The following is an 11362-nucleotide window of genomic DNA, read 5'->3' on the forward strand; positions in this document are numbered from 1 at the left end:
GACGGCGACTTCGGCGCCCGCCAGATCCGCGGCGCCGCGCAGCCGGTCGATTCGCGGCGTTGATTTCCAGCGCGGCACCGAAGGCGAGGGCAACGTGGTCATCGACCTCTCTGACCCGACCATCGCCCCGGATATCCAGGAGCACGACGGCAAGATCATCCTCAGCTTCGCTCGCACGCAATTGCCGGAAAAACTGCGCGTGCGCCTCGACGTCAAAGACTTCGCCACACCGGTGCAGTTCGTCAACGCAGCGCTCACCGGCGATCGCACCGTGATCAGTGTCGAGCCCAGCGGCACCTTCGACTATTCGACCTTCCAGACTGATAACAAGCTCACGGTGAGCGTTCGCCCGATGAGTGTCGACGATCTGCAAAAGCGCAACGCCGACCGTCAGGCCTATGTCGGCGACAAGCTGTCGCTGAATTTTCAGGACATCGATGTACGCTCGGTGCTGCAACTGATCGCAGACTTCACCAATCTCAACCTCGTGGCAAGCGACACGGTGCAGGGCGGCATCACGTTGCGCCTGCAGAACGTGCCGTGGGATCAGGCACTGGATCTGGTGTTGAAAACCAAAGGTCTGGATAAACGCAAGATCGGCAACGTGCTACTGGTGGCGCCGGCCGATGAAATTGCCGCCCGCGAGCGCCAGGAACTGGAGTCGCAGAAGCAGATCGCCGAGCTGGCGCCATTGCGTCGCGAGCTGCTGCAAGTCAATTACGCCAAGGCTGCGGACATTGCCAAACTGTTCCAGTCGGTGACCAGTGCCGAGGCCAAGGTCGACGAGCGCGGTTCGATCACTGTCGATGAGCGGACCAACAACATCATTGCCTACCAGACCCAGGATCGCCTCGACGAATTACGGCGGATCGTCGCGCAGCTGGATATTCCGGTACGTCAGGTGATGATCGAGGCGCGCATCGTCGAGGCCAACGTCGATTACGACAAGAGCCTCGGCGTACGCTGGGGCGGCTCGGTGCAGAACAAGGGCAACTGGAACGCCTCCGGGGTCAACGGCTCATCGAGCACCATCGGTACGCCGGGCAGCACCAGCACCAACTCGCCCTTCGTCGACATGGGCACGGTCAACAATACCTCCGGGATCGGTATCGCGTTCATCACCGACAACGTGTTGCTGGACCTGGAACTTACGGCGATGGAAAAGACCGGCAACGGCGAGATCGTCTCGCAGCCGAAGGTGGTCACCTCGGACAAGGAAACCGCGAAGATCCTCAAAGGCACCGAGATACCGTATCAGGAGGCCAGCTCCAGTGGCGCGACCTCGGTGTCGTTCAAGGAGGCTTCGCTGTCGCTGGAAGTCACTCCGCAGATCACGCCTGACAACCGCATCATCATGGAGGTCAAGGTCACCAAGGATGAGCCCGACTACCTGAACAAAGTGCAGGATGTACCGCCGATCAAGAAAAACGAGGTCAACGCCAAAGTGCTGGTGAATGACGGCGAGACCATCGTAATCGGCGGTGTTTTTTCAAATACTCAAAGCAAGGTTGTAGATAAGGTGCCATTTCTTGGCGATGTGCCGTATCTTGGCCGCCTTTTCCGGCGTGATGTGGTTTCGGAGAAAAAATCCGAGCTGCTGGTATTTCTCACTCCGCGTATCATGAATAACCAGGCGATTGCTGTGAGTCGTTGATTCTGTGCGAAATTTGATACTTGTAGGACCGATGGGTGCTGGCAAAAGCACCATCGGCCGATTACTGGCCAAAGAGCTGCGCCTGCCGTTCAAGGATTCCGACAAGGAAATTGAGCTGCGCACGGGTGCCAATATCCCATGGATCTTCGACAAGGAAGGTGAGCCTGGCTTTCGTGACCGCGAGCAGGCGATGATCGCCGAGCTCTGCGCGTTCGATGGCGTGGTGCTGGCGACCGGCGGCGGCGCGGTGATGCGTGATGCCAATCGCAAGGCCCTGCATGCAGGCGGGCGCGTGGTGTATCTGCACGCCTCCGTCGAGCAGCAGGTCGGCCGCACCTCCCGCGATCGCAATCGGCCGCTGCTGCGCACCGCTGATCCGGCGAAAACCCTGCGTGATTTGCTCGAGATCCGTGACCCGCTTTATCGGGAAATCGCCGATCTGGTGGTGGAAACCGACGAGCGGCCGCCGCGCATGGTGGTGCTCGACATTCTTGACCGCCTCGCGCAGCTGCCACCCCGTTAAAGCGTTGCCCGAAATGCGCTATCCTCGGCGTCCTGTCAGCGCCCGCCGAGGGTGTGGCGGATGCCGGGCGAGCGGCGTCATACCGCTACAGGCCGCAGAACACCAATAATTTCAGGGCAGGATGCCTGCTTCCATCTTCACTGTGGGGACACATGCAGACACTCAAGGTCGATCTAGGCGAGCGCAGCTACCCGATTCATATTGGCGAAGGTCTGTTGGATCAGCCGGAACTGCTGGCGCCGCATATTCACGGGCGGCAGGTGGCAATCATCTCCAACGAAACCGTCGCGCCGCTCTATCTCGAACGTCTGACCCGCAGCCTGTCGCAGTTCTCGGTAATCTCGGTGGTGTTGCCGGACGGCGAAGCCTTCAAGAACTGGGAAACCCTGCAACTGATTTTCGATGGCCTGCTGACCGCCCGTCATGACCGCCGCACCACCGTGATCGCCTTGGGCGGCGGGGTGATCGGCGACATGGCCGGTTTCGCTGCTGCCTGTTATCAGCGTGGTGTCGATTTCATCCAGATTCCTACCACACTGTTGTCGCAGGTCGATTCTTCGGTTGGCGGCAAGACCGGCATCAACCATCCGCTGGGCAAGAACATGGTCGGCGCGTTCTACCAGCCGAACGTGGTGCTGATCGATACCGCATCGCTGAAAACCCTGCCGCAGCGCGAGCTGTCGGCGGGGCTGGCGGAAGTCATCAAGTACGGCCTGATCTGCGACGAACCATTCCTGACCTGGCTGGAAGACAACGTCGACGCCCTGCGCGCGCTCGATCAGACCGCGCTGACCTATGCGATCGAGCGCTCCTGCGCGGCCAAGGCTGCGGTGGTCGGCGCCGATGAAAAGGAAACCGGCGTACGCGCCACCCTCAATCTCGGCCACACCTTCGGCCACGCCATCGAAACCCACATGGGCTATGGTGTCTGGCTGCATGGCGAGGCAGTGGCGGCAGGTACCGTGATGGCGCTGGAAATGTCCGCGCGCCTGGGCTGGATCAGCGAGCAGGAGCGTGACCGCGGCATTCGTCTGTTCCAGCGCGCAGGTCTGCCGGTCATTCCACCGACGGAAATGACCGAAGCCGATTTTCTCCAACACATGGCAATTGATAAAAAAGTGATCGACGGTCGTCTGCGCCTGGTGCTGCTGCGCCGGATGGGCGAAGCGGTAGTGACCGACGATTATCCGAAAGAGGTTCTACAGGCCACGCTGGGAGCGGATTACCGCGCCCTGGCTCAGCTTAAAGGTTAAAACGATTCCGATGACTAGTTTGCATGCCGACGAGGCGTTTCTCGGCCATTTCCAGTTAAGTCACGACCCGTTCGCGCCACGGGTGCCGGGCTTCAAATTCTTTCCGGCCCAGCGCAAACCGGTGCTGGGTCAACTGCATCACTTGGCGCGTTACAGCCAGTTGCTGCTGGTGGTCACCGGGCCGCAGGGCAGCGGCAAGACCCTGTTGCGGCAGGCGCTGGTGGCCAGCACCAACAAACAATCGGTGCAAAGCGTGGTGGTTTCCGCCCGTGGCGCCGGCGACGCGGCCGGCGTGCTGCGCCAGGTGGCGCAGGCGCTGGATGTCGCCCAAGCCGAGGTCGGCGCGATTCTCGAGCAGGTGGTGCAACTGGGTCTGACCGGACAGGAGGTCTATCTGCTGGTGGACGACGCCGAGCAGCTCGACGAGTCGGCGCTGGAAGCGTTGATGGCGCTGGGTGCCGGCACACCGGAAGGTCGCCCGCATGTATTCCTGTTCGGCGAGTCGTCGCTGATCGCTCAGCTCGAAGCTTTGCAGCTCGAAGAAGAGCGTTTCCACGTCATCGAATTGCAGCCGTACACCGAAGAAGAGACTCGCGAATATCTCGACCAGCGGCTGGAAGGCGCGGGCCGGGGTGTCGAACTTTTCACCGCAGATCAGATCTCTGATATTCACGAAAGCTCCGAGGGCTGGCCGGGCAACATCAACCAGGTCGCTCGCGATGCACTGATCGAAGTCATGATTGCCAGCCGCTCTGCGGTCAAGCGTCCAAGTATGGGGTTCAACATGCCGAAGAAACACGTATTGGCGATTTCCGCCGTCGTTGTGGTCGCGGTTGCCGCCGCCTGGCTGATGCCGGGTCGCAGCAAGGCACCGACCACCGGTGCTCCGGCCAATGAACAGGCGCAACTGCCATTGGGTCAGGGCGCCGCGAATGGCGCCAACCCGTCCGTCGAGTTCGCTGGCAACACCCAGCCGATGCCGCTGCCGCTGGTCGGCAACTCGCAGCCGGTCATGCGTGGCCCGCTCGCTGAAGCCGCCGGTGGCATCACCGAAGGCGATGACGGCGTGCCACTGGAAGGCTCCAGCGATACCCCGCCGACCGTGACCACCTCTGCACCGCCTGCGGGCGTTCCGGCCGGTCCTGCGCCGACACCGGTTCCGACCCCTGCCGCCAAACCGGCACCAACCCCGGCACCGACGCAGATCGCCACGGCCAAGCCTGCTCCGGCCACTCCAGCGCCAGCTGCGAAACCGGCCCCGGCTCCGGCCAAGCCTGCCGACAAGCCGGTCACCGTCGCCAAGGCTGCCGGCGGCAGCTGGTACGCCGGTCAGCCGACCAGCAATTACGTGGTGCAGATCCTCGGCACCAGCTCGGAAACCGCCGCGCAGAACTTCGTCAAGGAGCAGGGCGGCGAGTACCGTTATTTCAAGAAAGTCCTCAATGGCAAGCCGCTTTACGTGATCACCTACGGCAACTTTGCCAATCGTGATGCGGCCGTTTCTGCCATCAAGGCCTTGCCAGCGAAGGTTCAGGCTGGTAAACCTTGGCCTCGCACTGTCGCCAGCGTCCAACAGGAACTGGCAACAACTCGCTGAAGATTCGGCGGCCTTACCCAGGCCGCCTCTCCCGGCACCTCAAAATCTCCACGAGTGCGCGCTTCCTGAAAAGGTCGCGTGCCTTGTGGTGTCTGCGTCACAGTAGTTTTTGAGTCGTTGCGGTCAGAATTTAAAAAAGTTTTGACTAGCACAGCAGATCGCTTTAAACCTTTCACAAATGCGACATGAATTTGCGACAGTTCGTCGTCAAATTTGTGAGCCTCTGTGTCGCTGTGTACAATGACCACCCTTTTGCCCCCGCTAAGCCGGCGTACGTTCGGCGCGGAACGCAAGTGGTTGAATTGAAAAGAAATTTGCCTCGAATAGAGGCAGCCTGGTGAGAAAGTGTCTATGAAAGCAGGTCTGTACCAACCAGATGAATTCAAGGATAACTGCGGTTTCGGCCTGATAGCTCATATGCAGGGCGAGCCCAGTCATACCCTTTTGCAAACGGCCATCGAGGCCCTGACCTGCATGACCCACCGCGGTGGGATTAATGCCGACGGCAAGACCGGTGACGGTTGCGGTCTGCTGATTCAAAAACCCGACGCCTTCCTGCGAGCCATTGCCCAGGAGAGCTTCGGCGTCGAAATGCCCAAGCAATATGCAGTGGGCATGGTGTTCTTCAATCAGGATCCGGCCAAGGCCGAAGCTGCTCGCGAGAACATGAACCGCGAGATCCTCGCAGAAGGCCTGCAACTGATCGGCTGGCGTAAAGTGCCGATCGACACCAGCGTCCTTGGCCGCCTGGCCCTTGAGCGCCTGCCGCAGATCGAGCAGGTCTACATTGGCGGCGAAGGCCTGAGCGATCAGGACATGGCCGTGAAGCTGTTCAGCGCCCGTCGCCGTTCGTCGGTGGCCAACGCCGCTGACACCGACCACTACATCTGCAGCTTTTCGCACAAGACCATCATCTATAAAGGCCTGATGATGCCGGCCGACCTGGCGGCGTTCTATCCGGACCTGAGTGACGAGCGCCTGCAAACCGCGATCTGCGTGTTCCACCAGCGCTTCTCCACCAACACCCTGCCGAAATGGCCGCTGGCGCAGCCGTTCCGCTTCCTCGCCCACAACGGCGAAATCAACACCATCACCGGTAACCGTAATTGGGCACAGGCCCGTCGGACCAAGTTCACCAACGATCTGATGGATCTGGAAGAGCTCGGCCCGCTGGTCAACCGTGTCGGTTCCGACTCCTCGAGCATGGACAACATGCTCGAACTGATGGTCACCGGCGGCATCGACCTGTTCCGTGGCGTGCGGATGATCATTCCGCCAGCGTGGCAGAACGTCGAAACCATGGACCCGGATCTGCGTGCGTTCTATGAGTACAACTCGATGCACATGGAGCCGTGGGACGGCCCGGCCGGCGTGGTCATGACCGACGGTCGTTACGCGGTGTGCCTGCTCGACCGTAACGGTCTGCGTCCGGCGCGCTGGGTCACCACCAAGAACGGTTTCATCACATTGGCGTCGGAAATCGGCGTGTGGAACTACCAGCCTGAAGACGTGCTCGCCAAGGGCCGCGTCGGGCCGGGTCAGATCTTCGCCGTAGACACCGAAACCGGGCAGATCCTCGACACCGATGCGATCGACAACCGTCTGAAATCCCGTCATCCGTACAAGCAATGGTTGCGCAAGAATGCCCTGCGCATTCAGGCGACCATGGAAGACAACGACCACGGTTCGGCTTTCTACGACGTCGATCAGCTCAAGCAATACATGAAGATGTATCAGGTCACGTTCGAAGAGCGTGATCAGGTGCTGCGTCCGCTCGGCGAGCAAGGTTACGAAGCCGTGGGCTCGATGGGCGACGACACGCCGATGGCCGTGCTGTCCCAGCGTGTGCGCACGCCGTACGACTATTTCCGTCAGCAGTTCGCGCAGGTGACCAACCCGCCGATCGACCCGCTGCGTGAAGCGATCGTGATGTCGCTGGAAATCTGCCTCGGTGCCGAGCGCAACATTTTCCAGGAGTCGCCGGAACACGCCTCGCGCGTGATCCTCAGCTCGCCAGTGATCTCTCCGGCCAAGTGGCGCTCGCTGATGAACCTCGATCGTCCGGGTTTCGAACGGGCGATCATCGACCTCAACTACGACGAAAGCGTTGGCCTCGAAGCGGCGATCCGCAACGTTGCCGATCAGGCTGAAGAGGCCGTGCGCGCCGGGCGTACCCAGATCGTCCTGAGCGACCGTCATATCGCGCCGGGCAAGCTGCCGATCCACGCCTCGCTGGCGACGGGTGCAGTGCACCACCGTCTGACCGAAAAAGGCTTGCGTTGCGATTCCAACATTCTCGTGGAAACCGCCACCGCCCGTGACCCGCATCACTTTGCGGTGCTGATCGGTTTCGGCGCCTCGGCTGTCTATCCGTTCCTGGCCTACGAAGTGCTGGGCGACCTGATCCGTACCGGTGAAGTACTGGGCGACCTCTACGAGGTGTTCAAGAACTACCGCAAGGGCATCACCAAAGGCCTGCTGAAGATCCTCTCGAAGATGGGTATTTCGACCATCGCTTCGTACCGTGGGGCGCAGCTGTTCGAGGCTATTGGCCTTTCCGAAGAAGTCTGCGAATTGAGCTTCCGTGGCGTGCCGAGCCGCATCAAGGGCGCGCGTTTCGTCGACATCGAAGCCGAGCAGAAGGCCCTCGCCGTCGAAGCCTGGAGCCCGCGCAAGCCGATCCAGCAGGGCGGTCTGCTGAAGTTCGTCCACGGTGGCGAATATCACGCGTACAACCCGGACGTGGTCAACACCCTGCAAGCAGCCGTGCAGCAGGGCGACTACGCCAAGTTCAAGGAATACACCTCGCTGGTGGACAACCGTCCGGTGTCGATGATTCGTGACCTGTTCAAGGTCAAGACCCTCGATACGCCGCTGGACATCAGTGAAGTCGAGCCGCTGGAATCGGTGCTCAAGCGCTTCGACTCCGCCGGTATCTCGCTGGGCGCACTGTCGCCGGAAGCTCACGAAGCCCTGGCCGAAGCCATGAACCGCCTCGGCGCGCGTTCCAACTCCGGCGAAGGTGGTGAAGACCCGGCGCGTTACGGCACCATCAAGAGCTCGAAAATCAAACAGGTCGCCACTGGCCGTTTCGGTGTAACCCCGGAATACCTGGTCAACGCCGAAGTGCTGCAGATCAAGGTCGCCCAAGGTGCCAAACCGGGCGAGGGCGGGCAACTGCCGGGCGGCAAAGTGAACGGGCTGATCGCCAAGCTGCGTTATGCAGTGCCGGGCGTAACCCTGATTTCCCCACCGCCGCACCACGACATCTATTCGATCGAAGACTTGTCGCAGCTGATTTTTGACCTCAAGCAGGTCAACCCGCAGGCACTGGTTTCGGTGAAGCTGGTGGCTGAAGCGGGCGTCGGCACCATCGCCGCCGGTGTGGCCAAGGCCTACGCGGACTTGATCACCATCTCCGGCTACGACGGCGGTACCGGTGCTTCGCCGCTGACCTCGATCAAGTACGCCGGAGCACCGTGGGAACTGGGCCTGGCTGAAACCCACCAGACCCTGCGCGGCAACGACCTGCGCGGCAAGGTCCGGGTGCAGACCGACGGCGGTCTGAAAACCGGCCTCGACGTGATCAAGGCAGCGATCCTCGGCGCCGAAAGCTTCGGCTTCGGCACCGCGCCGATGATCGCGCTGGGCTGCAAATACCTGCGCATCTGCCACCTGAACAACTGCGCCACCGGCGTTGCCACTCAGAACGAAAAGCTGCGCAAGGATCACTACATCGGCACCGTCGACATGGTGGTGAATTTCTTCACCTACGTCGCCGAGGAAACCCGTGAGTGGCTGGCCAAGCTTGGCGTGCGCTCCCTCGAAGAGCTGATCGGTCGCACCGATCTGCTGGAAATCCTCGAAGGCCAGACCGCCAAGCAACATCACCTGGACCTGACGCCGCTGCTGGGCAGCGATCACATCCCGGCGGACAAACCGCAGTTCTGCGGCGTTGAGCGCAACCCGCCGTTCGACAAAGGCCTGCTGGCGGAGAAGATGGTCGAGCTGGCCTCGTCGGCGATCAGCGATATGAGCGGTGCCGTGTTCGAGCTGGATATCTGCAACTGCGACCGCTCGATCGGTGCACGGATCTCCGGCGAAATCGCGCGCAAGCACGGCAACCAGGGCATGGCCAAGGCGCCGATCACCTTCCGTTTCAAAGGCACGGCCGGGCAGAGCTTCGGTGTGTGGAACGCCGGCGGTCTGAACATGTACCTGGAAGGCGACGCCAACGACTACGTCGGCAAAGGCATGACCGGCGGCAAGCTGGTCATCGTGCCGCCGAAGGGCAGCGTCTACAAGACTCAGGACAGCGCCATTATCGGCAACACCTGCCTGTACGGCGCCACGGGCGGCAAGCTGTTCGCCGCCGGCACCGCAGGCGAGCGTTTCGCCGTGCGCAACTCCGGTGCCCACACGGTTGTGGAAGGCACTGGCGATCACTGCTGCGAGTACATGACCGGTGGTTTCGTCTGCGTGCTGGGCAAGACCGGTTACAACTTCGGCTCTGGCATGACCGGTGGTTTCGCCTACGTGCTCGATCAGGACAACACCTTCGTTGACCGGGTCAACCACGAACTGGTGGAGATCCAGCGGATCAGCGGCGAGGCGATGGAAGCCTATCGCAGCCACCTGCAGAACGTGCTGAACGAGTACGTCGCCGAAACCGACAGCGAGTGGGGTCGTGAACTCGCCGAGAACCTCGACGATTACTTGCGGCGTTTCTGGTTGGTCAAGCCCAAGGCTGCCAGCTTGAAAACCCTGCTTTCCAGCACTCGTGCCAACCCGCAGTGATATGCGCCTGAAGAGTTTGATGAGGTTTTAACAATGGCTGAACGTCTGAATAACGACTTCCAGTTCATCGATGTCGGGCGCAAGGATCCGAAGAAGAAACTGTTGCGTCAACGCAAGAAAGAGTTCGTCGAAATCTACGAACCGTTCAAACCCCAGCAGTCGGCCGATCAGGCTCACCGCTGCCTGGGTTGCGGCAACCCGTATTGCGAATGGAAGTGCCCGGTGCACAACTTCATTCCCAACTGGCTGAAACTGGTGGCCGAGGGCAACATCCTCCAGGCTGCCGAGCTGTCGCACCAGACCAACACCCTGCCGGAAGTCTGCGGCCGGGTGTGTCCGCAGGATCGTCTGTGCGAGGGTGCCTGCACCCTCAACGACCGTTTCGGCGCGGTGACCATCGGTTCGGTCGAGAAGTACATCACCGACACCGCGTTCGCCATGGGCTGGCGCCCGGACATGTCCAAGGTCAAGCCGACCGGCAAACGTGTCGCGATCATCGGCGCGGGCCCGGCGGGTCTGGGTTGTGCCGACGTGCTGGTGCGTGGCGGCGTGACCCCGGTGGTGTTCGACAAGAACCCGGAAATCGGCGGCTTGCTGACCTTCGGCATCCCCGAGTTCAAGCTGGAAAAGACCGTGTTGAGCAATCGTCGCGAAGTCTTCACCGGCATGGGCATCGAGTTCCGTCTGAATACCGAAGTCGGCAAAGACGTGACCATGGAACAACTGCTCGCTGAGTACGATGCGGTGTTCATGGGCATGGGCACCTACACCTACATGAAGGGCGGTTTTGCCGGGGAGGATCTGCCGGGCGTTTATGACGCGCTGGATTTCCTCATCGCCAACGTCAACCGCAACCTGGGCTTTGAAAAGTCGCCGGAAGATTTCGTCGACATGAAAGGCAAGAAGGTTGTAGTGCTCGGCGGCGGCGACACGGCGATGGACTGCAACCGCACCTCGATCCGTCAGGGCGCCAAGTCGGTGACCTGTGCCTATCGTCGTGACGAAGCGAACATGCCCGGCTCGCGCAAAGAGGTGAAGAACGCCAAGGAAGAAGGCGTGAAATTCCTCTACAACCGCCAGCCGATCGCTATCGTTGGTGAAGACAAGGTCGAAGGCGTGAAGGTGGTCGAGACCCGTCTCGGCGAGCCGGACGCCCGTGGCCGTCGCAGCCCCGAGCCGATTCCGGGTTCCGAAGAGATCATCCCGGCCGACGCCGTGGTCATCGCCTTCGGCTTCCGCCCGAGCCCGGCACCGTGGTTCGAACAGTTCGAGATCCAGACCGACAGCCAGGGCCGCGTTGTTGCGCCCGAGCAAGGTCAGTACAAGCACCAGACCAGCAACCCGAAAATCTTCGCCGGTGGCGACATGGTGCGCGGCTCCGACCTGGTGGTGACGGCGATCTTCGAAGGGCGTAATGCCGCTGAAGGGATCCTCGATTACCTGGGTGTCTAAAAAACAACGCAATCCCTTGTAGGAGTGAGCCTGCTCGCGATGGCGGTAGATCAGTCACCTGATGCATTGACTGATACTCCGCTATC

General features: G+C 61.1%; 6 protein-coding genes. All 6 read left to right on the plus strand.

Annotated elements, in window-relative coordinates:
* The coding region (locus DCO47_RS22200) for a type IV pilus secretin PilQ (protein ID WP_133247422.1) at positions 1-1654 on the plus strand (1654 nt) is incomplete at its 5' end.
* A gap of 4 nt (positions 1655-1658) precedes the next feature.
* Positions 1659-2177, plus strand: coding sequence for a shikimate kinase AroK (aroK, locus tag DCO47_RS22205; RefSeq protein WP_027611316.1), 519 nt, complete (start codon positions 1659-1661; stop codon positions 2175-2177).
* Positions 2178-2329: 152 nt separating this feature from the next.
* Positions 2330-3430 (plus strand): 3-dehydroquinate synthase, encoded by a 1101-nt coding sequence (gene aroB, locus DCO47_RS22210; RefSeq protein ID WP_116658932.1) that lies wholly within the window; start codon positions 2330-2332, stop codon positions 3428-3430.
* A gap of 10 nt (positions 3431-3440) precedes the next feature.
* Entirely contained in the window at positions 3441-5027 is a 1587-nt protein-coding gene (locus DCO47_RS22215; protein WP_039756683.1) for an AAA family ATPase, read from the plus strand.
* A 351-nt stretch (positions 5028-5378) separates the two neighbouring features.
* Positions 5379-9824 carry a glutamate synthase large subunit gene (gene gltB, locus DCO47_RS22225; protein WP_116658933.1) on the plus strand — a complete coding sequence of 1482 codons (4446 nt, stop codon included), beginning with the start codon at positions 5379-5381 and terminating at the stop codon, positions 9822-9824.
* Between the two features lie 33 nt (positions 9825-9857).
* Positions 9858-11276: an FAD-dependent oxidoreductase gene (locus DCO47_RS22230; protein WP_116658934.1), complete on the plus strand. Its 1419-nt coding sequence runs from the start codon at positions 9858-9860 to the stop codon at positions 11274-11276.
* Positions 11277-11362: the final 86 nt, after the last annotated feature.

Origin of the sequence: Pseudomonas sp. NDM (assembly GCF_003105095.1) — a bacterium.
GTDB lineage: Bacteria > Pseudomonadota > Gammaproteobacteria > Pseudomonadales > Pseudomonadaceae > Aquipseudomonas > Aquipseudomonas moraviensis_A.